This is a genomic window from Clostridium pacaense (genome assembly GCF_020709765.2).
Taxonomy (GTDB): domain Bacteria; phylum Bacillota; class Clostridia; order Lachnospirales; family Lachnospiraceae; genus Enterocloster; species Enterocloster hominis.
In genome coordinates this window covers 53369-77146 of record NZ_JAJFEB020000024.1, presented here as the reverse complement: position 1 = coordinate 77146, position 23778 = coordinate 53369, and the positions used below count along the sequence as shown (strand labels likewise).

Sequence of the window (23778 nt, the reverse complement as noted above, 5' to 3'; positions counted from 1 at the left end):
TTTTCTTTTATTTTAACATGAAAAAGGGCAGTGAAACATATGTTTTGTGCAACTTTTAATTTTCAAACACGCTCTAGCGGTTGCCGGACAGGACACGGTAAATCCCGGGAACAGTGGACTGAAGGCATTTCCTTAAAAGATTACTTATGATTACCATGAACAGCGGCATAAGCAGGAACATGGCCAGGGCTGATGCAGGAACGGAAGGAAGGAGGATGGCCCCGGCCTTGTTAAAGAGCCTGACCCAGGCAAAGTGGATGGCGTATAGGAAAAAGTTATGCTTCATCCATTCCCCGGCCACAGGCAGGCGGATGCCGGACAGCAGGAGCCAGACAGCGCATACTCCCCAAATACGCTGCAGTACGGCGGACAGGGGCCTGGCGTAAAGGAACGCCATGGGACGGCTTAAGAAAAGGATCAGGGCCAGCAGCAGGACGGCAGCGCCGTAGTACAGAAGACGCCTCCTTCCCCCGGGAGGCACGGACTCGGCAAACCGTCCCCATCCCTCCCTGTGAAGGCTTATATAAGCGGCCGCGCAGGTGTAGAACAGGGCGTCCATGTTAAGATGAGGGAAATCCCAGCCATGCCACAGCGCAAAAGCAATCATCACAAGGGCCGCTGCCCCGGACAGGGTGCGTTTCATCACAGGATAGATGACAGGAGCCAGGGCAATGAGGAGGATTAACTGATATAAGTACCAGAATACGGGATTATAGGCGTAATTCATAAGGGCGTCCATGAGCTGCCCAATGGTGACGGGCACCGGAGGCTTTCCTATAAGGCCGGATATGGCAGGAATCCGGGTAACGGTTACGTATCCCGCATAATATAGGAAATTCCAAATCAGATAGGGTACCAGGATGCTCCGGATACGCGACTTCCATTTGGGGACCAGTCTGGACCAGTCAAACCTGCGGTAAAACAGATAGGAGGACACCATGAAGAAGCCCGGGACAGATATCTGCCCCAGCCCTTCTCCCAGGATCCACTCCAGCCTTTCCACCCCGGCCGCTGCCTGAGTGGCTCCCAGGTATAACTCCGCATTAAAAGAATGTACCCATACAACCAGAAGGCTGAACAGGAATGTAATCCAGTAAACCTGGTTGTGAAACTGCTTTTCTTCCATATGACATATCCTCTCCTGCAGCAGAACCAAAGGTAACATGTACAAAAGCCAAAAGGCCGCTTCCCGGAACTCTACTGTCCTCATTCAGGGAAACGGTCTTTCTATACGGACACGGATTGTATGGCGCTTCATACCGCGCCTAGGGGATGTCCGGACATACCCCCGCCTTCCCGTAAGCCCGGGTCGGGGATGGATGTCCGGACAGCCCTGCCATCAGCTGCGGTACTGCGCCAGCAGTTTATTAATCCGCTTGGTAGGTGTCAGCAATTCACTTAAAGATGCATCGTGATTTAAATTGTCAATGATGAGGGCAATGTACTTGCTCATGTCAACATCAATATAGTAAGGCCTCTCAAGCAGGGACGGTGTCTGATAAACCAGGTTGGTTGTCAGGATCCTGTCGATAATGCCCTTGTCATAATACTCGTCAAACTTGTTAAGCCCGCCTGTGAACAGGCCGAAGGTGGAGCATACAAATACCTTCCTGGCCTTCCTGCGCTTCAGTTCCTTTGCCACATCCAGCACGCTGTCGCCTGAAGATATCATGTCATCGATAATCAGCACATCCTTGCCCTCCACGCTGGCTCCCAGGAACTCATGGGCCACAATGGGGTTGCGTCCATTGATGATCTGGGTGTAGTCACGGCGCTTGTAGAACATGCCCATATCAAGTCCCAGCATGTTGGCAAAATACACGGCGCGCCCTGTGCCGCCTTCGTCCGGGCTGATGACCATCATGTGGTCACTGTCAATCTGAAGGTCTGTCTCGTTCTTCAGCAGGTACTTTAAGAACTGGTAGATGGGCTGGACCGTCTCAAACCCTCTTAAGGGAATGGCGTTCTGTACCCTTGGGTCATGGGCATCAAACGTGATGATGTTCTCCACGCCCATGTTCACCAGCTCCTTAAGGGCCAGCGCACAGTCCAGGGACTCCCTGCCGGAGCGCTTATGCTGTCTGCTTTCATATAAGAAAGGCATGATTACGTTAATCCTGTGGGCCTTGCCCGCGGCTGCCGCAATCACACGCTTTAAATCCTGGAAATGGTCATCCGGCGACATATGGTTGGTCATGCCGAACAGGGAATAAGTAAGGCTGTAATTACATACGTCAACCATGATATACAGGTCATCGCCCCTTACAGACTCAAGTATCAGTCCCTTTCCCTCGCCGGAGCCAAACCTTGGTGTGATGGCATTTAAAATATAGGAATCCCTCTGATATCCGGAAAATGCAATGGTGGATTTGTGCTCGCTCTCACGCTCACGTCTCCAGTCTACCAGATAGGCATTGACCTTGTCTCCTAATTCCGTGCAGCTTTTAAGGGGTATAAGACCCAGGGGGCCAACTGGAATTGTCTCAATGATTTTTTCCTCATATAACATGGTTTTAATCCTCCTGTTTTAGGCTGGCGGCTTCTTTGCCGTAACCAGCATATACTTTTATACCATCATTCTCCATGGTTCGTCAAGGGCATATCCCTCAGGAATTGCCATGTTTTACAGTTATTTTTTTAACAGTCTGATGTCTCCCCCATATAATGGAATCATCCGGTATCCGCTCATGATCCTGGACGTGACGCGGTCCGTATAGGAATCCCGCAGCCGGGCCGGCGAAAGGTTGGTGGAGATAATGGTGGAGCGCTTCATGTTCATCCTCTCATTAATACAGTAGAACAGCTGGGACGAGGTAAAGCTGTTATTCAGTTCGGTCCCCAGGTCATCAATAATCAGCAGGTCGCAGTCCAGGATGAACCGGTACATATCCCGCATCTCCTCCGCGTTCTCATAATCAAACTTATTCCTGGAAAATATCTCAAACAGGTCGCTGGCCGTGAGATAGATGACCGAGTGGTAGGTGTTCATCAGTTCCTTGGCAATGCAGTTGGTTAAGAATGTCTTTCCAACCCCGGTGCTGCCTGTGAATAACAGGTTCTCATGCTTCTTGTCAAACTGCTTCACGAATTCCCTGCACTCCCTGACCACACGCCGCATATAATCCGCATTGGTCATGCCGATCTGGGGCAGTATCTCCTTATTGTCGTAGTATTGGAAGGAAAGGGCTGAAAAATTCTCCTGTTCCAGGATATCCTCCAGATTGGACTGGTCATGGAGCAGCTTCATCTGCGCCTTCAGGAAACAGTGGCACTTCCTGCCGTCAACCAGGCCGGTATCCTGGCAGTCCGGGCAGTTATACCACAGCTCCAGGTAATTGTCCGGATATCCGGCAGCCCGGATGATCAGCGCCTTCTGCTCCCTCAGGTCCTGCAGGTCCTCCTTCAGCTTATCAAGGGCGCCTGAATCCCCTTCCAGAAGCTTCCTGGCGCAGGCCACCGAACGGCCGGCTATCTCGGCTTCCAGTTCCTTTACCACAGGAAGCCTCCTGTAAATCTCCTGGCGCCGTTCCTCCAGCTGGTGATGGTTCTCAATCTGCTGTCTTCCGTACGCCCTCATGATTGCGTCATACTGGGAATTGCTTAGTGCCATTATCTGCCCTCCTTACATATCAGGGCTGCTGCCCTACCCATTCCTTAACCTGCTTTAGCATCAGGGCATCGTAGTCCGTGTCCCTCTGTTCAAAATTATGGAACTGGTTGGGCGCCCCTTTCCTGGTACGTTTTCCCTGGCCGGACACAGCTGTGTCATACGTTTGAAGACGCTTGTCCCTGGACCTGGAAGTGTCCTCCCTGGCCGCCGTCCGTCTGGCATCCAGCTCCCTGATATCCCCGATGCCCCTGACACCGGCTTCCTTCCAGTCCGTGAGGATCTTATCCGCGTACTGGAAACTGGGGTTGTGGATGGCCGTGATGGTCCTGTTGCAGGCCTCCAGCACCACGTCCCGGTTAAAACCGTAGTCCTTGAACCATTTATCCATCAGCTTCTGTTCCGGCGCAGCCGGTTTCCTGCTGTTTATCCCAAATGCCTTCATCACTGCAAATGAATCCCTGTTATAGGAAGCCGAATAATCCTTTGCCTCCTGGGCCGTATGGATTCCCTTCTCATGCCAGCTCCTGGCCACCGCCTCAATATAGCGTATGGAGGTATGGCCGTTCTGGACGCAGTATTCCACCAGGTATTCCAGCAGTTCCTCATTCATCCCCAAATCCTCATACAGATAAGCGAAAACCTGGCAGTCCCTGGGGGTAAATACCTTGTTCAGGTACTTCTGGGCAATATAGAGGAGCTGTGAAAAACCTTCATCCTGGGAAAGGCGGTTCACCTGTTCCGCAGAGTATACAGGCTTGTCCCTGTTCTCCTGGACCGCCTGGTTCTGTTCCCTTCGTCCCTGCGCCATATCCCCCTGCCCATGGGCATCCCAGATTCCCGGTGCCTGCCCATGGGTGTCCTGGATTCCCGGTGCCTGCCCATGGGTGTCCTGGATTCCTGTTCCCTGCCCATGGGTGTCCTGGATTCCTGTCCCCTGTCCATGGGTGTCCTGGATTCCTGTCCCCTGCCCATGGATGTCCTGGATTCCTGTTCCCTGTCCATGTATGTCCTGGATTCCTGCTGCCTGGACACGGATATCCCCGGCCATGGCGCCATTGACTTCATAATTCCCCAGCACCTGGTCATGGGCAGGTGGCTGGTGGACCTCCAACAGACCGGCGGCCTGGTTCCTAACCGCCTGGGTCCTGGCAGACACTCCCCTTGACTGCACCGCCCCCTCATCCTGACGGCCCATGGACGCACAGGATGCAGGCGCTTCCTTCCTGGTTCCGGAAAGGATTCCCAGCTTTTCCCAGTAGGCCAGTGCCCTGCGCACATCTGATTCCGTATGGTCCAGGGCATCTGCAATCCCCTCTATGGTGATGTCCTCACCCTGATGGCGCAGCACAAACAGGTATACCTTGACATATTCCCCATTAGCCCTTGCCATATATTCATCAATAAATTCATGAGCCACCGCAGTGGACGGCACGCTCCATCTGTCCTTAAAATTCACACCCATCTCACCACTCCTTACATCTTCTGGCCCGCAGACATGTCTTTTCCTGCCGGCCGGGCGGCACATGCGTTACATTCCATATCATAACACATCCACATCTAAAAGAAAATAGGCGCATTTTTACACAATCCGACTTGTGGATAATGTGGATAATGTGGAAAAATAGTGGACATAATTGTTCGCGGGCATGCCCAAATCCCCTTTTTTCCGTATAAAACCAAGAAATTCGAAATTGATTGACATTTTTTTATGTTAATCAAAAAATCCACATAGCTTCTTTACATAAAATGTTGAAAACTATGTGGATAATGTGGATAACTACTGGCCTAACAGCTTTTCCCCTACTTTTACAATGTCTCCGGCACCCATAGTTATCAACACATCGCCGTTTATACAATTTTCCAAAATAAATGTCTCTATGTCATCAAAGGACGGGATATAGTGGGCCTTTGTCCCAAGCCGCTCGATGCGCTGTGCAATATCCCGTGAGCTTACGCCCAGGGTGTCGGTCTCCCTGGCAGCGTATATATCGGCAAGTATCACCTCGTCCGCGGCTGAAAGGGTCTCTGCGAACTGGTCCAGGAACGCCTTGGTCCTGGTGTACGTGTGGGGCTGGAACACGCACCACAGCTTCCTGTGGGGATAATTCTTTGCAGCGGACAGGGTTGCCTTTATCTCCTGGGGATGGTGGGCATAGTCATCAATGATGGTAATCCCGCCTATCTCCCCCTTTTTCTCAAACCTTCTGTCCGTGCCCGTGAACTTCCGAAGCCCTGCCATGACAGCGTCAAATCCGGCTCCCAGTTCCATGGCCACGGCAATGGCCGCCAGGGAATTATACACATTATGCTCCCCTGTCACGCCCAGGGTGATGCGGTTCACCACTTCCCCCTGGATGACCAGGTCATAGGAGGGCCTTGCAAATCCGTCATATGTGATATCCTTTGCCGTATAGGTGCTGGAACTGTCCTTGCCAAAGGTGACAACCCTGCAGCCCAGCCCCTTCGTAATCTCCTCAACCGCATCAATGCCGCTGTTGATTACCAGAAGCCCCCTGGAGGGAAGCTTTTCTGCAAACAGCCGGAAGGAATGGCGGATATCCTGGATATCCTTAAAAAAATCCAGGTGGTCCTCCTCAATGTTCAGTATGACCTCCATGGTAGGATGGAATGACAGGAAGCTGTTGGTATATTCGCAGGCTTCCGTGACAAACAGCTCCGGGCTTCCCACCCTGATGTTGCCGCCTATATCCTGAAGGATGCCGCCCACGGAAATGGTCGGGTCCAGATTCCCTGCTAACAGGATATCCGTAATCATGGATGTGGTGGTGGTCTTGCCGTGGGTCCCGGATACGGCAACCGCCTGCTTATAGTTGCGCATCATCTCCCCTAAAAGCTCTGCCCTGGAAAGCATGGGGATCCCCTTTTCCTTGACAGCCATGAATTCCGGGTTATCCTCATGGATGGCGGCAGTATACACCACCACGTCAATGCCCGGTTCCTTCTCTATATTTGCAGCCCTCTGACCGTAGTACACCCTGGCGCCTCTATCCGTAAGATGGTCCGTAAGCCCTGTCTCATGGGAGTCAGAACCCGTAACGGTAAATCCTTCTTCCAGGAGGATTTCCGCCAGACCGCTCATGCTGATGCCTCCAATCCCGATAAAATGAACATGTTCCGGTTTTCCAAAATCTATCTGATACATAATCAATAATCCTTCCCTGTGCCCATAGAGCTGTCCGCAGCGCTGTCTGCACAAAAATATCTCTTCCTTATTATATCAAAAAAACACTGAAAAGCTATATAAAAAATGGAGAATTACCGCCCCCGCGGCAACTCTCCGTCATGTATCTTACTAAAATATATTATGTTCGTGCTGTGTCCGTGCTGTCCGGCCGCTGAAAATCAGGTTCTTATACCTGTCCAGGGTTATCAGCAGTACATTCCCAAGGACACCGATGGCCAGTATCTCACCGATTCCAACCGTTCCCATGGCCACGAGGATTAAATCCTCAGAACCATACGCATACCGCAGCACCCATGGGATGATGATGGTATTGGCAAGGATGGGCGGGATGCACACGCACCATCTGTGCTTCCTCACATACCATGAACCGGCTGCCCCGATCAGCGTTGCCAGGCTTCCGAATACCACGTCTAAGGGCATTGCCCCGCAGAGCAGGTTGGATAGCAGGCACCCCACAAACAGTCCCGGCACTGCCGCCGGCGTGAAAAAGGGCAGGATGCAGAGGGCCTCTGAAATCCTGAACTGGACCGGGCCAAAGCTGATGGGTGCAAACAGGATGGTAAGCACCACATAAATGGCTGCAATCATGGCCCCCTGGGCCAGCACATACAGCTTGTTGTTACTCTCTCTCATATTCTGTTGTCTCCTTTAGTTTTGTTTTAGGTGTGGAAGGTTTCGAACACACCATCTTATATGTCTTATAGACTGATAAAGTATAGCATCAGATTGCACAATTATCAAGACTTATTTTACCGGCTGTCTTCCCCTTCTCATTTACCTTCTCATTTATCCTCTTCTCATTTAAAGCACAAACATCATATGGGTAATGCCGCATTTTCTGTTTGATAGATATGCACAGGCTGATTATTTTATGCTATACTCACCATATACATCATAGTCCGGGGCATGAATCACAGCCTGCACCATCCATCACACCCTCACTACAACTACCGATTACCGACTGCATTTCACAGTCCGCCCCATCCACCCTGCGCATGAACGAGGTCCCTGCCATGAGTACAACCGGCTACATCAACATATCCCTTGAATTGTTCGGAGGACTGCTCTCACTGATATTCATCCTCAGCCTTTCCCTTGGCAGCCTCAAAAAGGAGAGGCTGGAACGGCTGTATATCCGCGTGCTTTCAATCAATACAATCCTGTTGTTTTCCGATGCCGCCGCATGGATCTTCAAGGGGCATCCTGACAGGTTCAGCTTCTGGATGGTACGGATAGCCAACTTCCTTGTGTTTACATTCGGATATATCCTGTTAGCAGTGTTTACGGATTATCTGGTCTGCTTTGTATCCGGGAAGGGGGCCGGGATATCCAGGGCCCCTTCCCGTCTCATGTGGTGGCTGGCCCTGTCAGCCATTGTCCTGGTGGCCATATCACAATACAACCACATGTACTACCTGATTGACAGCCATAATGTCTACCACCGCCAGCGCTGGTTCTGGATATCCCAGATATACGGCATCATCTGTATGCTTATCAACGGGGCAATCCTGGCACGGTACAGGAAGTATCTGTCCAGGAAAGAACTGGCCGGGCTGGCCGCCTACATATTGATGCCTGTCATAGCCATGCTGGTCCAGATGCTCATATACGGCATAGCGGTCCTATATATCGCCACCACGGTTTCGGCCCTGTGCATCTACATCAGCATCCAGGTGGAACAGTCCCGCAAATTCAGCCAGGAGGAACTGGAACTGGAGAAAAGCCGGACAGCCATCATGCTGTCCCAGATCCATCCTCATTTCCTCTACAACTCCCTGTCCGTCATCAAGGGCCTGTGCCAGACCGACCCCAGGCAGGCGGAACTGGCTGTTGACCATTTCTCCGGCTTTTTAAGGGGGAACCTGGATTCCCTGACCGCCGGCTCCCCCATACCGTTCAGCCAGGAACTGTCCCATACAAGGCATTACCTGGAACTGGAACAGATGCGCTTTGGCCACAGGCTGAACGTTATCTATGACACGCCTGTGACGGACTTTTTAATCCCGCCCCTTACCCTGCAGCCCATTGTGGAAAATGCAGTCCGCCACGGCATCGTCAAGCGGGAGGAAGGCGGCACCCTGACGGTTGCCACTGCCCTGACCAGCGATGCCTATACGGTTACGGTGACAGATGACGGGGTCGGATTCGACCCTTCAGGCCCATTGCAGGACGGAAAAAAGCACATAGGCATACAGAATGTCAGGAAACGCCTCCAGGCCCAGTGCAGCGCAAGCCTGACCATCCGGAGTGTCCGGGGATGCGGCACCACGGCAATGATTACCCTCCCAAGGAAAGCTGGGGAAAAATAAAGCTGTTTTCATTCCATTTTAACAGAAAAGAGATGACTGAAACCATGAAAATAATTGCTGTAGATGATGAACCCCTTGTGCTGGATGTCCTGATAAAAGCCATCCGCGAGGCCGAGGCTGGCTGTGAAGTCCAGGGCTTCATGCGTTCCCGTGAGGCCCTGGCCGCGGTCCAGGACGGCCTGCGGCCGGATGTGGCATTCTTAGATATCGAGATGGCGGGCATAAACGGCCTGGAACTGGCCATGAAGATACGCGCCATTTCCAACAACACAAAAATCATTTTCGTCACAGGATATCCCCAGTATGCGCTGGATGCATACTCCATTCATGCCAGGGGATACCTGCTAAAGCCTGCCACCCCGGAACATGTCCGCGGTGAACTGAATGAGCTAAAACGCCCTCCGCTCCATGTAAACGGCCGTATCCGTGTGCAGACCTTTGGGAATTTTGAGATTTTTGTGGATGACAGGCCCCTTCACTTCAATCTGTCCAAGACCAAGGAACTGCTGGCCTATCTTGTTGACCGCCGCGGGGCGGCCGTCAACACAGGCGAGCTGTGTGCGGTACTGTGGGAGCAGCGGCCGGACAGCCTCTCGGTAAGAAGCCATCTGCGCACCCTGATATCTGATTTAAGCCGCACCCTTTCCCTGGCCGATGCCGGGGACATACTGATTAAAAGACGCAACAGCTTTGCCATTGACTGTGAAAAACTGGACTGTGACCTCTATGGTTTCCTGCGCCAGGAACCGGATGCCATCAACACCTACATGGGTGAATACATGATGCAGTATACATGGGCCGAGATGACACTAGGTGAACTGGAGCGCCAGAAATAGGATTCGATTTGCGGTTTCTTTGCGGTTTCCCTGCTATAGTAAAAAGAGAATACCCAGCACTGCGTTGCTAAAAGGAGACCCCTATGAAATCCATACAGACAAAATTCATTGCCCTGATATTAGGCTGCGTCCTGCTTTCCTCCCTGGTCATCGGAGGAGCCGGAATCATGAATGCCAATCAGGTGGTGGACAAGGATTCCGCCGATATCATGAATCTGATGTGCAGCGAAAAAGCCAATGAACTGAACGGGCTTTTTTCCTGCATCGAGCAGTCTGTCAATACAGTAGCAGTCTACGCAAACAGGGAACTGACGGATGTTAAGAAATTCAAGACCGACCCTGAATATGTGAGGGAATATACCAGACGTATCCAGGACATTGCCGTCAACGCCGCCAACAACACCCAGGGAGCGCTGGCCGTCTATGTGCGCTACAATCCGAATTTCACCTCCCCTACCTCAGGCCTTTTCTGGAGTAAGACAGCCCTGGACGGGCGGTTCCAGGAACTGCCGCCCACGGACTTCTCCCGGTACAGCCCGGACGACGTGGAGCATGTGGGCTGGTATTATCTTCCTGTCAAAAGCGGCCAGGCCACCTGGATGGCGCCCTATATGAACAAGAACATACAGGTTGAGATGATTTCCTATGTTGTTCCCCTGTACGCGGACAACACAACCATAGGCGTGGTAGGCATGGACATTGATTTCAGCCTTATCAAGAATTCAGTGAATACGATACACGTCTATGATACCGGTTATGCCTTCCTGACGGACGAACAGGCCAACATCATGTACCACAGGGATATACCGGCCAAAACCCCCATGGACAGCTTGGAAAGCAGCCTGCTCCCGGTTGCGGACAGACTGCGCAGCGGCGGCATCGGCAATTACCTGTTTTCCTATGAATGGAGGGGACACAGGAAACGGATGGCCCTGTGCAGCCTTAAGAACGGGATGCGTCTGGCCATCACCGCGCCCTCCAAAGAGATAGACGCAGCCAAGAATATGCTGATACTGCAAAGCAGCATTGCCTTGGTCAGCATATCCGCCCTGGCTGTCATCCTCACCATCCTGATGACCCGGCGCCTGATAAAACCCCTGAAGGAGCTGAACGAAGCAGCCAAGAAAATAGCCGAGGGTGACCTCTCCGTCTCCCTCTCCCACCAGACCAAGGACGAGGTGGGCATGCTGGCCGACAGTTTCCAGCAGACCGTCAACCATCTGCAGAAATACATTAATTACATCAACGGCCTTGCTTACCGGGACGGCCTCACCGGGGTCAAAAACAAAACCGCCTATCAGGAGACCGTGGCCAACCTGGAAGAAAAGACCAGGACCGGGCGGCCTGAGTTTGCGATGATTGTCTTCGACATCAACAACCTGAAAACAATTAACGACACCCAGGGCCATGACTTCGGCGACATACTGATCATCGATTCCTGCAAACTCATCTGCAAGGTATTCAAGCGCAGTCCGGTCTACCGCATCGGCGGCGATGAATTTGTGGTGATTCTGGAAAATGATGACTTTGAAAACTATGAAGAGCTTCTGGACCGCTTCAACACGGCTTTGGATGACTACAACAGACACGCCAGGCCTGACGGCAGGATATCCATTGCCAGAGGCATTGCCATCTATGAGGAAAATGTGGACCTGACGGTCAGCGATGTATTCAAGCGCGCTGACGATGCCATGTACCAGAATAAGATACAGATGAAAAAACGGAGGGAAAAGGCAGACCGCAGCGGATCAGGCAGTAACGCAGACCTTTGTCCGGACGGCAGTACCGACCGTAATCCGAACGGCAGTACCGACCGTAATCCAGACAGGTAGTACCGGCCATAATCCGGATTGTAGTCTAAACAGTGGATTAAACACATAAATAGCCATGGTTATCCCAATTATATTATTGAGAGTCCCAAAACAGCCAGATACAGGCAGACGGTACAAATCCCCATCTGCCTGTATCTTTTCATCTTATCATTTCCAAAATCATGAGAAGCCATAAATCCCCGGCTTCAGACCCGGTCAATGTCCGCATGTCCCGCCATGCCCATGGCAGCTGTGTTCCCCGCCTTCATGGTGATGGTTACACATGGTATCCGGGTCATAATCCAGGCTGCCTTTTAAGAATGCATCCACAGCCTCATCCGCATTACCGGATGCTCCCGGGTACAGATCAATCCCGGCCTGGGCCAGGGCAACCCTGGCGCCCCCGCCGATTCCGCCGCAGATAAGCGCTTCCACACCCAGGTTCTTCAAAAATACGGCCAGGGCTTCATGGCCGCTTCCTCCAGTCCCCACAACCTGTGATGACACCACCCTGCCATCTTCCGTCTCATAAAGCTTAAATGCCTCACAATGTCCAAAGTGCTGGAATATCTGCTCATTCTCGTATGTTACAGCTATCTTCATTACAATCTCCTCCTGATTTGTTATTGCAGCGGCGTCTCTGGCACCGGCGCTTCCCGCAGTCCTTCCCGCAGCAGCTGCCAGCATCCGGGCACAGGCTGTAATTGCCTCCCCGTATGGCTAACTGCCGCCCATTGACCAGACAGTCCGCCAGCTTCTTCCTGGCGGAATTATATACCGCCTGGACCGTGGTCCTGGCCACTCCCATCTGCCCGGCGCACTCCTCCTGGGTGCAGTCAAGCAGATCAATGAGCCGTATTGTCTCATACTCCTCCAGTGTAAGCTCCACCCTTGTATCCGCATCCTGATCCAATGGACCGAATACTCCTACCGTTGGCTGTGAACAGACTCTTCTGGCTTTAAAGGGCCTTGCCATGCGCATTCTCCTTATCCGCTGCTGTTGCCGCATTGTTTCTGACTTATGTCATTAACTATACAATCATTATTGACATATGTCAATATCTTTTTTGGATTTATCGGCCCTGTTCCCGGAAGCAAACAAAACAGAGGCTGCGTCCCCATCAACGCCACCCCTGCCTATAAAAAAATCTCCTCTCTTCCCTCACACACAAGAGGGCACAAACACCTGTCCCCTTGCGCCAACCAGGTGCCCCAGCCCCAGACTGGTAACCATGGCCTGCTCAATCCCTTCCATCTGACAGGAATCCAGGTGTCCTATGTATTCCTTTAAACGGTTCCTGTCAATGGTGCGTATCTGTTCTGCCAACACGGTGGAATCCTGCTTCAGCCCTCCCCGCATCCTCCGGATACACACATGGGTCGGAATGGCTGCCTTAGTGGAACGGCTGGTGATGGCTGCTACGATGACCGTAGGGCTATACTTATTTCCCACATCATTCTGGATGACCAGGACAGGACGTACGCCTCCCTGTTCAGATCCTACCACCGGTGACAGGTCCGCATAATATAAATCCCCTCTCAGGACATTCTGACTGATATTTTTGTTCTCTCTATACATAACATTACCTCACTGATTCATAAATGGTGTTTCCTACTGGAGATTATCACCATTTTTGAGGTAATTAAACATCAGTCCCGCATAAGATAACCTTTTTTATCCAATGCCTCCTCGATAAGATTCAGATTCCGTTCCTCCTGCGCGGCCACTGTGTGGTAATGACAGCCGCCTGTAAGGGCCTTTAACGGCTGGTCACGGGACTGCTCCATCTGTGCCACGAACTCAGACGCATCCAGGCGGTTATTGATGATCAGGTCCACGGTAATATGCCCGTAAAGCCCATGTTCCACCGACACATCCAGCACCCTTCCGCCGTAATCCACAATGGTCTGTAACTCATCCAGGGTATCCTCCGTGTTATGGTTCACGCGCATTACCCGCATGCATTCCCTGCCGTCCATTTCGGGGCTGTGAAGGATGTAACCCTTATAAGTAGACATAATCTCCTTATTATCCGCCCTTAAAAGAGCAATATCCTGCACAATCACCTGCCTGCTGACCCCCAGTTCCCCCGCCAGTTCGGTTCCTGATACTGGCGTTGTCCTGTCATTCAATATTTCCAGGATATTCATCCTTCGCATTTCACCGTCCGTCATCCTTTTACTTCCCGCCGCCATGTCTGTCTGCCTCCGCCATGTCTAGATCCACTGTGGATTCTACTATATCTGCATCCGCCATATCCGATGCTGCTTCCGCCATATCCGATGCTGCTTCCGCCATATCCGACGCTGCTTCCGTCACATCCGCCGGCTCCGTCACATCCGCTGCTGCCTCCGCCATATCCTCCACCGTCAGGAAACTCCCCTCATACCCCAGGCAGCTGCACAGACCCGTCACATGCGGCTGTTCCAGTCTTGCCTCACTGAGGGCGTCCGTTTCATAGTATACCCGGCTCTTCGGCCCGTCCGCCAGCACACGTCCATGGGCCATCACAATCATGCGTTCAAAATAAGCGGCGGCAAAATCCATGTCGTGCAGGATAGCCAGGACCATTTTCCCTTCCAGCGCCAGCTTCTGCACAATGCCGCCCAGCCGTCTGCGTCCTCCTGCGTCCTGCGCAATGGTGGGTTCATCCAGGATCAGCACCTGTGGTTCCATGGCAAGCACGGATGCAATGGCCACCATTTTCCTGTCCGCCAGGTCCAGGTCATAAGGATTCTCATCCTGCACTGACAACAGTCCCACTGTCTCCAATGCCTTGACCGCGCTCTTTCTGGCAGCAGCCCTATCCATCCCCAGGTTCACCGGTCCCACCATTACCTCGTCCAGCACACGGTTCTTAAATATCTGGTCATCCGGATTCTGGAACACATACCCGACCCGGCCGGCCAGTCCTGCCACGGTTTTCTCCCCGATATCCTCTCCCTGAAGCAGGATCCGTCCGCTGTCAGGTTTCAGAAGCCCTTTCAGCAGCTTGACAAGCGTGGTCTTTCCCGCGCCATTCTGTCCGATGACGGCAGTGGGCCGCCGGTCCAGTTCCAGATTGAGCGCCTTGATGACCGGGCGGTCCTTGGTGTAGGAGAATCCCAGATTCTCTATGGAGAACACGGGGACGGATTCCGGTATTCCTTTTACATCGTCCCCTGCACCCTCATCCATTTCCCCTGTCCGGCACAGTTTTTCTGGAAAATGCTCCCGCACTGCCAGGGTCTGCTCCAGCGTCACCGGATAACAATTCCCGTATTTCACAGAAAATACCTTTGCAGCCTGTGTATACACAGGAGGCTCAATCCCCAACGTCCCCAGGTCCTCCCTGGCAAATATCCGCTCCGGGCTGTCATATGCAATCTGTTTACCCTCATGCAGCAGCAACAGGCGGCTGCAGTAGGATGCCAGCTTTTCCATCTTGTGTTCCACCATGATGATGGTAATCCCCGACCCTGCCAGGCGGTCCACCACCCGGAACACCTCCTCGCTGCCCTGGGGATCCAGCTGGGAGGTAGGCTCGTCCAATACAAGTACTTCCGGCTCCATGGCCAGGATACTGGCAATGGCAACCCTCTGTATCTGGCCGCCCGATAAATCAAATGGGTTGCGCTCCCTGTATGGGCTGATTTCCAACAGTTCCAGGCTTCGCTCCACCCGCTCCAGGATTTCCTCCCTTGGCACGCCCAGGTTCTGGAGCCCGAACGCCACCTCGCCAAACACCGTGTCCCTGGCCCCGGAGAGCTGGTTAAAGGGATTCTGGAACACCAGCCCTACCTTCTTGCAGAGTTCGGATACCGGGGTCTTGGACGCTTCCAAGCCGTCAATCATGACCTGCCCTCCGTAAGCGCCGCCGAACATCCCCGGCACCAGACCCATGAATGCCTGGCACAAGGTACTCTTTCCTGCTCTATTCCCACCCAGTATCCCGATGAACTCACCTTTCTCCACCTTGAACCCCAGGCCGTCAAGGGCCAGCTTCTCTGTGTGGGGATACCTGTATTTCAGATTCTTAACCTCAATAAATGACATGGACTGCCCTCCATCCAACGGCACATACAATGAGAAGGGCCATGGCCGCCGCGAAAAGCCTGTCCCTTCTTCCCATCTTCCCGTCCGTCAGGAATGTCTTCTTTTCCTTTGAATCAAATCCCCTGACCTCCAGTGCAATGGCCCTTTCCCTTGTATTGATCAGGGAGCTGCTGACTACGGGAGCAATGAGCGGGATGAATGCCTTGGCCCTCACAAGCAGGTTTCCCTCTGTTTCCATTCCCCTGCTTCTCTGGGCATCCATGATGGTATTCATGGTCCCCGTCATCTGGGGTATGATCTGGAATACGGAACTGATCATATATCCGAATCTGGGCGGAAATCCAATCTGCTCCAGGTCATCCACCAGTTCGGCCGGCTTGGTGGACAGCACGAACACCGCAAATGCCAGCAGCATGTTAAGGATATTAAACCCGATACCTGCCGCATACCGGATGCCTTCCCGGTAGAACTGGAGCGGCCCCAGCGCGAACAGCACATTCTGGTTGGCCCTGTTGAACAGACCGTGGATCAGGAACACCGTGGCAATGATGGTAAAGGAAAATGCAATCAGCGGGAAGACCCTGGATATAATCTTCCCACTGACCAAAAGACACAGGCTGACCCCGATGGACACCGCAAACATCCACAGGGAGCCTGCAATCAAAGGAACGCTGACCGCCGCCAGGATATAAGATAATTTTGCAAATGGATGGAGCCTCGTCAGGTATGTATCCTGCTCCACATAAAGGCTTATATTCTTCATACCGGTACCATTTCCTTCCTCATCGTTTCCTTCCTTATCATATCCTTACCGTCAGTCCAGGCTCTCCACCTTATTATCCACATCATACATGGATGTAAGCTTGCCTGGCAGACCCTTCACAATGGCGTATACCACCAGGATGGTAATCAGCTTATCCGGCACATCCACCACCACTTCATCCAGAAGCGACCCAAGGAAAACCGGCATCCCGGAAGCCTGGGACCATGCAAATACAGCATCCCCCCATACATTGCCCGTGGTACCGCCCCAGAAGATGATGTTAAGGGGTGTGGAAATCACCACTGCGGCCAGTCCGGCCACGCAGGCTGAAAGGATTGCTCCCGGCAGCTTTTTCATCTGTCCCAGCCGGGCCATGATTCCCACCGCCACTCCGATTCCAAGGCTGGTAAGCGCATAAACCAGCGTTATGGTATCCCCTGTGGTAAAGCCGTAAATCAGGTTATTGGCAGCGCCGCACACAGCGCCGATGACCGGCCCGCCAAGGACGGCGCCAATGCAGGTTCCGATGGAATCCAGCCACAGCGGCAGCTTCAGCACGGATGCAAACAGCTTTCCAAGATAGTTGATCCCGATACATGCCGGGATCAGCACAAAACAGGCTGCGTTTAATTTTGTCTTAAATAAATGGTTCATACTCAATCCTCCCTGGTTTTTATACTATCCAGAGGATTTTAACGCAAATATACTGTCTTGTCAACCAAATGTCAGGTGACAAGACAGTATCGTTTCCCGATGCTGCGTGTTAAGTCCGTTCCTTTCCATCCGTCCGCAGGTTTCAGTCCGTTCCTTTCCATCCGTCCGCAGGTTTCAGTCCGGCCCTCCCCGATCTGTCCGCAGGCTTCAGTCCATCCCTTCCCCATTAAGCTGTCCGCTCCTGTCCCTATAACAGGTATGCAGCATCTTCTCAGCCAGTCCGCTTAAGGGTTTTCCATAAAATTCGCTGTACAGCGCCTTAATCTCTTCATTCTCATGGCTCAGGCGTACCTTCATGGCGCCGTCCCTCTTATAGAGGCTGTCAATCCGCTTCTGCCGCAGGGCATCCCCTTCAAACTTCTTATCCTTGGGCTGTCCGCCTCCGCCGATGCATCCGCCCGGACATGTCATGACTTCCACGAAATGGTACTGCTTTTCCCCTTCCTTCATCTGATCCAGGAACCGGCGCAGGCTGGCGGTTCCGTACACCACCGCAACATTTACCGTCATGCCGCCCACCTGTAGGCTGGCTTCCTTTACTGCCTCCATTCCCCTTACAGGTTCTAACTGGTAGAGCACGGCAGGCGCCTTGTCCCCTGTTATATACTCATAGGCCGTGCGCAGGGCCGCCTCCATCACTCCGCCTGTATTGCCGAAGATGACCCCGGCTCCGGAGCCCTGGCCCATAAGCCTGTCATAATCAGAATCCTCCAGGGCTGAAAAATCAATATTCTTCATCCTGGCCCACTGGGCCAGCTCCCTGGTGGTGATTACATAATCCATGTCCCGCATATCCTCAATACCAAGGTACTGCCCTGCCGCATTCATCTCCTGCCTGCGGATTTCATACTTCTTGGCCGTACACGGGGTAACTGCCACATTGACAATCCTCTTGGGGTCAATGCCCATTTTCTGTGCAAAATAAGTCTTAATGGTCGGCCCCTGCATGCCAATCGGGCTCTTGGCAGAGGAGATGTGGGGGAGCATTTCAGGATAATAGATTTCCGCAAACTTCACCCAAGCAGGACAGCAGCTGGTAAACTGGGGCAGCGGCCTGTCTCCCGTGGTAATCCGTTCAATCAGCTCACTGGCCTCCTCCATGATGGTCAGGTCAGCCGCAAAGTTGGTATCCAGCACATAATCCACACCCAGGGCGCGCAGCAGAGCCACCATCTTCCCCTGGACAAAGCTGCCGTCCTCCATGCCGAATTCCTCTCCCAGCGCAGCGCGCACCGAAGGTGAGGTAGACACCACCACCACTTTTTCCGGGTCCATGATATCAGCGGCCACCATGCCGTATTCAGGCTGTTCCCGGATGCTCTCCACCGGACAGACATTGGCGCACTGGCCGCAGTTGATACAGACAGCCCTGTCCCCGGTCCTTAACAGGTCATAGGTCCCAAGGACGCCGATGTAATCACGGCACATGTCACGGCATTGGCCGCACTTGATGCATCTGGATTCCTCCCTGAAGATGGAAACATTTTCCTTGTCAATGGGTACCCTTACTTCCGGTGATAAATGTTTACTCATAGCTTTTACCTCACACTTTCTCTGTTGTATTGTTTGTGGTAATTCCGTGCAATCCTAATATTAATAATAATTACTATTATTGTATTTGTCAACCACTTTTGGCTTTTTTCTCATCTGCACAAAAAACAGGAGGGTCCGGATCAGGCAACAGGAAAACCATCGCCAGATCAGAACACTCCTGCTCTATCTCAAATATCAATCCATCCGCTATTAATCCGTCCGCTATTAATCCATCCGCCGCCTGGTTGTGCCTGTGCACCGTCCATACCGATTGGCCGGCCATATCTTCCCCTGTCATGGATCCTATTGCAGTTCCCTGCATATCTCCCTGTAAACATCCCCATATATACTGCCTTTGTTCCATATAAAAGCAAAATCATGCTCCATCTGGAAATCCCGCAGCTGCAGTTCACGGATCCTGCCGTCCTCAATTCCCTCTTCCACCGCGGTCCTGTAAAGGAAGGTGACGCCAGCGTCCTTCTCCAGCAGCTGGAGGATTACATGCATACTCCCAACCTCGGTCATATGGGCAAAATCCGTCAGCCGGATATTCTTTATCTCCAGGTTCTTCTCCAGTATATCCCTTGTCCCCGACCCCGGCTCCCGGATCAGGAGATGCTCCCCTAACAGGTCCTTAAGCTGCCCAGGCTCACGCTTAAACCGGTGGCAGGAAGCGCACACCGGGATAAATGGCTCGGTCCGGTACACCAGGGAATCGTAGATACGCTCATCATAGTACCCCTCCACCATGGCAAACTGGATATCCCCGTTTGAAAGCTTATGAAGAAGCTCATCCGTGTTGCCGATGGATACCCGGATATCCGCATCCGGATGCCGGTGTATATAGGAAGCCAGGGGCGTGGATATGACTGACTCCCCAATGGTCCTTGTGGTCCCAAACCTCAAGGTAGGGGCCTGCTCCGGAACGCAGGCCAGCAGCTCCTTCAGGTGGGCCTCGTCATTCTTGAGCGTGGTGGCTGCCTGGAGCAGCCTTTCACCTGCCGGGGAAAGATGTACCTTCTTCCCCTCACTGATAAACAGCCTGACCCCATAAAGCGTTTCCAGATACCGTATATGCTGCGATACGGCTGGCTGTGTAATGTGCAGCTCCTCAGCGGCCTTAGTGTAATTCATATGCCTGCATACGGCAAGAAATGTGTAAACCCTGAAATCCAGCATGATCCAAATCCCCTTTATCCACCTATATTTCCAACGTATTTTATGCTTATTCCTTATCATAACATAACTTTATCAAAATATAAATATATATAATTTTACTTTATGCTTTCCATAAGTTACCATGTATTCCAGGTTACACCAATACATACCGATATTTTGAGGAGGAAAAAGGAATGATAGGATTGAAACAAAAATGGAAGGGACTGCTTCTGTGTCTGGTCATCGCACTGCCGTCCTGGTTTTTAGGGAAACTATTCCCCATTGTAGGAGGCGCCGTGATTGCCATCCTGGCGGGCATGGTCCTCACAGGCTTCATCCGGCACAAGGAAGCGCTGGAACCGGGAATTAAATTTACATCAAAGAAAATACTTCAATGGGCCGTCATACTTCTTGGCTTTGGGATGAATCTGAGTGTTGTCCTGGAAACGGGCAAACAGTCCCTGCCAATCATAATCTCCACCATCACAACCTCCCTGATCATTGCATATGCATTACATAAAGCCATGAATATACCATCTAAGATATCCACCCTGGTGGGCGTTGGTTCCTCCATCTGCGGTGGTTCCGCCATTGCGGCCACTGCCCCGGTCATTGACGCTGACGATGAAGAGGTTGCGCAGGCAATCTCCGTCATCTTCTTCTTTAACGTGCTGGCAGCAATCCTGTTCCCGGCCTTTGGGAAAATGCTTGGATTTGACACAATGTCCGGCAACGCTTTCGGCGTATTCGCGGGCACTGCCATCAATGACACCTCCTCCGTGACAGCCGCCGCATCCACCTGGGACGGCATGTGGAACCTTGGCTCCGCCACCCTGGACAAAGCAGTGACCGTAAAGCTTACCAGGACCCTGGCAATCATCCCAATCACCCTGTTCCTGGCATTCATAAGGACCAGGAACGAAGAAAAAAATGACAGGGCACAGGGACAGTCCGTAAGCTTCAAGGATATATTCCCATTCTTCATCCTTTACTTCATGGCTGCCTCCATCCTCACCACCATAGCCCTTAATGCGGGTGTGCCCATGGCCTTTTTCCAGCCCATCAAGGAACTGAGCAAATTCTTCATTGTTCTGGCCATGGCTGCCATCGGACTTAACACCAACCTGGTAAAACTCATAAAGACCGGCGGGAAGCCAATCTTCATGGGTGCGTGCTGCTGGGCGGGCATCACGGCTGTAAGCCTGGGGCTTCAGAGTATTCTCGGCATCTGGTAAACCCAGCCCCCTTCCAGTGTTCAGTTTCCTGCGATTAAAATAAGGCCGCCACCGTCAGCAACGGTGCGGCCTTACTTCATATTCCAATCGGTAACCCTGCCTGAATGTATCCCGGATCAGGCGTTCTTCCCTTCCAAAGCATGGACCATATTCACCACAAACTCATGGCTTGGCACTGGTACGCCCACCTTTGCCGCGGCGCGCACAACCGAACCGCTGATGGTGTCCACCTCGCTCTTCCTTCCATCCCTTAAGTCGGCACGGATGGAGGTGCAGCCATTGGGAGACATCTCGGAGGTCTTCCTTACCTTGGCGGCAATGGCTTCCTCGTCAGCCTCAAGGCCCATGGCCTTGGCCACTGCCACCGCCTCCTTAATGAGCCTGCGTGTCATGGCCCAGGCGTATTCATTGGATGCGATGTAGCCCATATCCACCTGAAGGATGCCTGTCACCGCGCTTAAGGATACATTGGTAAACAGCTTATCCCAGATCAGCTGCTGGATATTGGCATGGATTTTCACATTGAACCCGCAGCAGTCAAATGCTTCCTTCAGTCTTGGCAGGAAACCGTCCTTATCCTCAACCAGCATGCCCACATTGGTGTTTCCCTCACCGCCGCGTCTGATATGGCCCAGTCCAAGAACCGCGCCATTATCCTCAGTGGTCCCGATAACAATATGGTCCTGGTCAACAAACTCTCCCAGGATGTCTTCATGTCCGGAACCGTTCTGCAGTGTCATCACATAGGTATCCGGCCCGATCAGGCTCTTATTGCCTGACAGGGCTGCCCGTGAGAACAGGGACTTCACGAACAGGATGACCAGATCCACTGGTTCAAGCCCCTCCGTGGATGTCATGGCCTGTGGGCGGTATATCACATCCTGGCCGTTCTCCTGTATCTTAAGACCTTCTTTCCGGATATGCTCCACAACCGGAGCAGCCGTATCTACAAGATATACTTCATTGTTCTGTGACAGATGTCCGCCATAGATGGAACCCATGGCTCCGGCGCCGATTACAGCTATTCTCATATTTCCCACCTTCTATCATGCATATTATGCAGTAAATCCTGGCAGACCCTCGATTGCATATGCGCGGACCGGCATGGAGTCAGCGCCAATGAGCGGTAATGGGGTATAGGACATGAAGAAGGTATCGGTAGAAAGCTCCTCCAGGTTCTTTAATACTTCCAGGAATACAATGTCCACTTCCATCAGGATATCATGGAAAGGCTTAACGTCCTCGTTGCAGTTCTCAATGGAAACACCGTCGCCAAAGCCCACACATTTCACTTTGTGGTTGCGGAACCACCATGCGCTCTCGGCATTGATGAACAGACGCTTGTCATCCGGGCTGTTGGTAGCGGGTGTGAATGGAGGGAACTTCCAGTTGCTGTCCAGGATCACAATATCCCCTTCCTTGATGCGGTCCCCGCATGCACGGTCCAGGTCAGCTGCGCTGATGTGTGCATTGGGCTCCAGGAAATCGATGTTCACATAGATTGCACGTCCCATAAATGTAGTCAGAGGAAGATCCCCAACCGACTTCCCATCCTCAAAGTGATGGTAAGGACACTCGCAGTGTGTTCCCAGATGGGTGGTCAGATCCAGCGCCGTGTGGAAATCCGGGATCGGGCCGCCTGTGTTGTAGCGGATCAGATGACATCTTCTGGACTCTGTTGCCGGATCCAGCACCTTTGTTAAATCAACCAGTCTTAAACCATTGCCTAATTCGTATACGCTCATTGCTTAATACCTCCTGTTAATATGATTCATTATCGTTGAGTTCATTATACCAGTATACCGGTATACCGGTCAAGCACTTTTTCATTGACTTTATAGAATATCTGGGGTATGATTAATCCAATATCCCATAGGATTAAGAGTAAGGAGTTTTTTATGATGGTTGCCAAAAATTCACTGCAGTCCCAAGCATATAATACACTGAAGGAGCAGATCCTCTCCAATATCCTGACACCGGGAGAGCTCTATTCCGAGACAAGGATAGCAAAGGAGCTTGGCATCTCACGCACCCCCATGAGGGAAGCGCTCCAGTGCCTGTCCCAGGATGGCTATATCACTATCATTCCCAGCCGCGGCTTCATGATACGCCAGCTGAGCAGGGAATCCATGAGGGAATCCATACAGATACGCTGTGCCATAGAGGGTTTCTGCGTCCATCTGATTGCATCCCAGCCATCGGAGAAACGCTGCCAGAAACTATTAAAGGAAATGGAGCGCTCCCTGGCCCGCCAGAAAAAGGCCCTGGACTCCCCCAATGCACGGCGTTCCTTCATCGAGGAGGACCACCGGTTCCATCTTCTCCTGGTCCACTACGCGGACAATGACGAATTCAACCACCTGTTCCAGAGGCTGATGTACATGATCCATCTGACCACTGCGGGCGCCCTGGCCATTGACGGCCGCGCCCAGGCCACCTATGATGAACACGAGGAGCTTTACAGATGCCTGAAGGACGAGGACGGCGACAAGGCCTACCGGATCCTCATCGCACACCTGCTGATGCCTCTTAACATGGACCTGCTTTAACGGAATCCCTGATGGAAAA

The 23778-nt window shown here is 52.3% G+C and carries 24 protein-coding genes; 5 read left to right on the top strand and 19 right to left on the bottom strand.

The genetic code is table 11. The features are described 5' to 3' along the window. Window positions 1-73: 73 nt before the first annotated feature. From LK536_RS54720 to LK536_RS54695, 6 genes are all read right to left on the bottom strand, one after another. The gene (locus LK536_RS54720) at window positions 74-1126 is read right to left on the bottom strand and encodes an acyltransferase family protein (protein WP_227795738.1); all 1053 of its coding nucleotides are present in this window, start codon (window positions 1124-1126) and stop codon (window positions 74-76) included. Between the two features lie 213 nt (window positions 1127-1339). Further along, window positions 1340-2509 carry a ribose-phosphate pyrophosphokinase gene (locus tag LK536_RS54715; RefSeq protein ID WP_008719563.1) on the bottom strand — a complete coding sequence of 390 codons (1170 nt, stop codon included), beginning with the start codon at window positions 2507-2509 and terminating at the stop codon, window positions 1340-1342. A gap of 120 nt (window positions 2510-2629) precedes the next feature. Continuing rightward, window positions 2630-3610: an ATP-binding protein gene (locus tag LK536_RS54710; protein ID WP_025485683.1), complete on the bottom strand. Its 981-nt coding sequence runs from the start codon at window positions 3608-3610 to the stop codon at window positions 2630-2632. Window positions 3611-3629: 19 nt separating this feature from the next. After that, window positions 3630-5072: a DnaD domain protein gene (locus tag LK536_RS54705; protein ID WP_227795739.1), complete on the bottom strand. Its 1443-nt coding sequence runs from the start codon at window positions 5070-5072 to the stop codon at window positions 3630-3632. 315 nt (window positions 5073-5387) lie between these two features. Beyond that, window positions 5388-6773, bottom strand: coding sequence for a UDP-N-acetylmuramate--L-alanine ligase (murC, locus tag LK536_RS54700; RefSeq protein ID WP_025485682.1), 1386 nt, complete (start codon window positions 6771-6773; stop codon window positions 5388-5390). Window positions 6774-6923: 150 nt separating this feature from the next. Beyond that, the gene (locus LK536_RS54695) at window positions 6924-7448 is read right to left on the bottom strand and encodes a QueT transporter family protein (protein WP_008719572.1); all 525 of its coding nucleotides are present in this window, start codon (window positions 7446-7448) and stop codon (window positions 6924-6926) included. A 362-nt stretch (window positions 7449-7810) separates the two neighbouring features. On the opposite strand from LK536_RS54695, the gene LK536_RS54690 reads away from it, so the two are divergent. From LK536_RS54690 to LK536_RS54680, 3 genes are all read left to right on the top strand, one after another. Beyond that, entirely contained in the window at window positions 7811-9124 is a 1314-nt protein-coding gene (locus LK536_RS54690) for a histidine kinase (RefSeq protein ID WP_130790332.1), read from the top strand. A gap of 44 nt (window positions 9125-9168) precedes the next feature. Further along, complete coding sequence (locus LK536_RS54685) at window positions 9169-9960, top strand: response regulator (protein ID WP_025485681.1); 792 nt, start codon at window positions 9169-9171, stop codon at window positions 9958-9960. Between the two features lie 83 nt (window positions 9961-10043). Continuing rightward, window positions 10044-11792, top strand: coding sequence for a sensor domain-containing diguanylate cyclase (locus LK536_RS54680; protein WP_227795741.1), 1749 nt, complete (start codon window positions 10044-10046; stop codon window positions 11790-11792). A gap of 195 nt (window positions 11793-11987) precedes the next feature. On the opposite strand, the gene LK536_RS54675 is transcribed toward LK536_RS54680, so the two are convergent. The 11 genes from LK536_RS54675 to LK536_RS54625 form a co-directional block, all read right to left on the bottom strand. Continuing rightward, window positions 11988-12374 (bottom strand): NifB/NifX family molybdenum-iron cluster-binding protein, encoded by a 387-nt coding sequence (locus LK536_RS54675; RefSeq protein WP_040380192.1) that lies wholly within the window; start codon window positions 12372-12374, stop codon window positions 11988-11990. Next, window positions 12346-12747, bottom strand: coding sequence for a DUF134 domain-containing protein (locus LK536_RS54670; protein WP_227795742.1), 402 nt, complete (start codon window positions 12745-12747; stop codon window positions 12346-12348). Before LK536_RS54670 ends, LK536_RS54675 begins: the two co-directional genes overlap by 29 nt. Before the next feature lie 186 nt (window positions 12748-12933). Then, window positions 12934-13350, bottom strand: a complete 417-nt coding sequence (locus LK536_RS54665) for a type II toxin-antitoxin system PemK/MazF family toxin (protein ID WP_008719583.1) — start codon at window positions 13348-13350, stop codon at window positions 12934-12936. 71 nt (window positions 13351-13421) lie between these two features. Continuing rightward, window positions 13422-13946, bottom strand: coding sequence for a transcription repressor NadR (locus tag LK536_RS54660; protein WP_331472142.1), 525 nt, complete (start codon window positions 13944-13946; stop codon window positions 13422-13424). Between the two features lie 4 nt (window positions 13947-13950). Beyond that, window positions 13951-15807 (bottom strand): ABC transporter ATP-binding protein, encoded by a 1857-nt coding sequence (locus LK536_RS54655; protein ID WP_227795744.1) that lies wholly within the window; start codon window positions 15805-15807, stop codon window positions 13951-13953. Continuing rightward, complete coding sequence (locus LK536_RS54650; RefSeq protein ID WP_227795745.1) at window positions 15794-16570, bottom strand: energy-coupling factor transporter transmembrane component T family protein; 777 nt, start codon at window positions 16568-16570, stop codon at window positions 15794-15796. Before LK536_RS54650 ends, LK536_RS54655 begins: the two co-directional genes overlap by 14 nt. Window positions 16571-16621: 51 nt before the next feature. After that, a complete protein-coding gene (locus tag LK536_RS54645) occupies window positions 16622-17224 on the bottom strand; it encodes an ECF transporter S component (protein ID WP_008719590.1) in 603 nt (200 codons plus the stop codon). Window positions 17225-17295: 71 nt separating this feature from the next. Then, the gene (locus tag LK536_RS54640; RefSeq protein ID WP_227795746.1) at window positions 17296-17451 is read right to left on the bottom strand and encodes a hypothetical protein; all 156 of its coding nucleotides are present in this window, start codon (window positions 17449-17451) and stop codon (window positions 17296-17298) included. Then, window positions 17432-18817, bottom strand: a complete 1386-nt coding sequence (locus LK536_RS54635) for a [FeFe] hydrogenase, group A (protein WP_227795747.1) — start codon at window positions 18815-18817, stop codon at window positions 17432-17434. The genes LK536_RS54640 and LK536_RS54635 overlap by 20 nt, the downstream gene beginning before the upstream one ends. A gap of 88 nt (window positions 18818-18905) precedes the next feature. Further along, a complete protein-coding gene (locus tag LK536_RS54630; RefSeq protein ID WP_506092246.1) occupies window positions 18906-19115 on the bottom strand; it encodes a hypothetical protein in 210 nt (69 codons plus the stop codon). Between the two features lie 5 nt (window positions 19116-19120). Then, window positions 19121-19996: a LysR substrate-binding domain-containing protein gene (locus LK536_RS54625; RefSeq protein WP_008719597.1), complete on the bottom strand. Its 876-nt coding sequence runs from the start codon at window positions 19994-19996 to the stop codon at window positions 19121-19123. Window positions 19997-20169: 173 nt separating this feature from the next. On the opposite strand from LK536_RS54625, the gene LK536_RS54620 reads away from it, so the two are divergent. Continuing rightward, entirely contained in the window at window positions 20170-21210 is a 1041-nt protein-coding gene (locus LK536_RS54620; RefSeq protein WP_025485671.1) for a YeiH family protein, read from the top strand. Window positions 21211-21326: 116 nt separating this feature from the next. Here the strand turns inward: LK536_RS54620 and LK536_RS54615 are convergent, their stop codons facing one another. Further along, the gene (locus tag LK536_RS54615; RefSeq protein WP_025485670.1) at window positions 21327-22241 is read right to left on the bottom strand and encodes a ketopantoate reductase family protein; all 915 of its coding nucleotides are present in this window, start codon (window positions 22239-22241) and stop codon (window positions 21327-21329) included. A 24-nt stretch (window positions 22242-22265) separates the two neighbouring features. Then, the gene (locus tag LK536_RS54610; RefSeq protein ID WP_025485669.1) at window positions 22266-22955 is read right to left on the bottom strand and encodes a cyclase family protein; all 690 of its coding nucleotides are present in this window, start codon (window positions 22953-22955) and stop codon (window positions 22266-22268) included. Between the two features lie 153 nt (window positions 22956-23108). On the opposite strand from LK536_RS54610, the gene LK536_RS54605 reads away from it, so the two are divergent. Continuing rightward, the gene (locus LK536_RS54605; RefSeq protein ID WP_331472143.1) at window positions 23109-23759 is read left to right on the top strand and encodes a GntR family transcriptional regulator; all 651 of its coding nucleotides are present in this window, start codon (window positions 23109-23111) and stop codon (window positions 23757-23759) included. Window positions 23760-23778: the final 19 nt, after the last annotated feature.

What these genes read in the sequence shown, in the direction of transcription:
- LK536_RS54670 (WP_227795742.1), bottom strand. Translation starts at nt 12,747, where the DNA reads ATGGCAAGGCCCTTTAAAGCCAGAAGAGTCTGTTCACAGCCAACGGTA.
- LK536_RS54620 (WP_025485671.1), top strand. Translation starts at nt 20,170, where the DNA reads ATGATAGGATTGAAACAAAAATGGAAGGGACTGCTTCTGTGTCTGGTC.
- murC (WP_025485682.1), bottom strand. Translation starts at nt 6,773, where the DNA reads ATGTATCAGATAGATTTTGGAAAACCGGAACATGTTCATTTTATCGGG.
- LK536_RS54715 (WP_008719563.1), bottom strand. Translation starts at nt 2,509, where the DNA reads ATGTTATATGAGGAAAAAATCATTGAGACAATTCCAGTTGGCCCCCTG.
- LK536_RS54710 (WP_025485683.1), bottom strand. Translation starts at nt 3,610, where the DNA reads ATGGCACTAAGCAATTCCCAGTATGACGCAATCATGAGGGCGTACGGA.
- LK536_RS54635 (WP_227795747.1), bottom strand. Translation starts at nt 18,817, where the DNA reads ATGAGTAAACATTTATCACCGGAAGTAAGGGTACCCATTGACAAGGAA.
- LK536_RS54615 (WP_025485670.1), bottom strand. Translation starts at nt 22,241, where the DNA reads ATGAGAATAGCTGTAATCGGCGCCGGAGCCATGGGTTCCATCTATGGC.
- LK536_RS54660 (WP_331472142.1), bottom strand. Translation starts at nt 13,946, where the DNA reads ATGACGGACGGTGAAATGCGAAGGATGAATATCCTGGAAATATTGAAT.
- LK536_RS54630 (WP_506092246.1), bottom strand. Translation starts at nt 19,115, where the DNA reads ATGACAGGGGAAGATATGGCCGGCCAATCGGTATGGACGGTGCACAGG.
- LK536_RS54705 (WP_227795739.1), bottom strand. Translation starts at nt 5,072, where the DNA reads ATGGGTGTGAATTTTAAGGACAGATGGAGCGTGCCGTCCACTGCGGTG.
- LK536_RS54675 (WP_040380192.1), bottom strand. Translation starts at nt 12,374, where the DNA reads ATGAAGATAGCTGTAACATACGAGAATGAGCAGATATTCCAGCACTTT.
- LK536_RS54685 (WP_025485681.1), top strand. Translation starts at nt 9,169, where the DNA reads ATGAAAATAATTGCTGTAGATGATGAACCCCTTGTGCTGGATGTCCTG.
- LK536_RS54650 (WP_227795745.1), bottom strand. Translation starts at nt 16,570, where the DNA reads ATGAAGAATATAAGCCTTTATGTGGAGCAGGATACATACCTGACGAGG.
- LK536_RS54645 (WP_008719590.1), bottom strand. Translation starts at nt 17,224, where the DNA reads ATGAACCATTTATTTAAGACAAAATTAAACGCAGCCTGTTTTGTGCTG.
- LK536_RS54720 (WP_227795738.1), bottom strand. Translation starts at nt 1,126, where the DNA reads ATGGAAGAAAAGCAGTTTCACAACCAGGTTTACTGGATTACATTCCTG.
- LK536_RS54610 (WP_025485669.1), bottom strand. Translation starts at nt 22,955, where the DNA reads ATGAGCGTATACGAATTAGGCAATGGTTTAAGACTGGTTGATTTAACA.
- LK536_RS54640 (WP_227795746.1), bottom strand. Translation starts at nt 17,451, where the DNA reads ATGGGGAAGGGATGGACTGAAGCCTGCGGACAGATCGGGGAGGGCCGG.
- LK536_RS54625 (WP_008719597.1), bottom strand. Translation starts at nt 19,996, where the DNA reads ATGCTGGATTTCAGGGTTTACACATTTCTTGCCGTATGCAGGCATATG.
- LK536_RS54690 (WP_130790332.1), top strand. Translation starts at nt 7,811, where the DNA reads ATGAACGAGGTCCCTGCCATGAGTACAACCGGCTACATCAACATATCC.
- LK536_RS54605 (WP_331472143.1), top strand. Translation starts at nt 23,109, where the DNA reads ATGATGGTTGCCAAAAATTCACTGCAGTCCCAAGCATATAATACACTG.
- LK536_RS54665 (WP_008719583.1), bottom strand. Translation starts at nt 13,350, where the DNA reads ATGTATAGAGAGAACAAAAATATCAGTCAGAATGTCCTGAGAGGGGAT.
- LK536_RS54655 (WP_227795744.1), bottom strand. Translation starts at nt 15,807, where the DNA reads ATGTCATTTATTGAGGTTAAGAATCTGAAATACAGGTATCCCCACACA.
- LK536_RS54680 (WP_227795741.1), top strand. Translation starts at nt 10,044, where the DNA reads ATGAAATCCATACAGACAAAATTCATTGCCCTGATATTAGGCTGCGTC.
- LK536_RS54695 (WP_008719572.1), bottom strand. Translation starts at nt 7,448, where the DNA reads ATGAGAGAGAGTAACAACAAGCTGTATGTGCTGGCCCAGGGGGCCATG.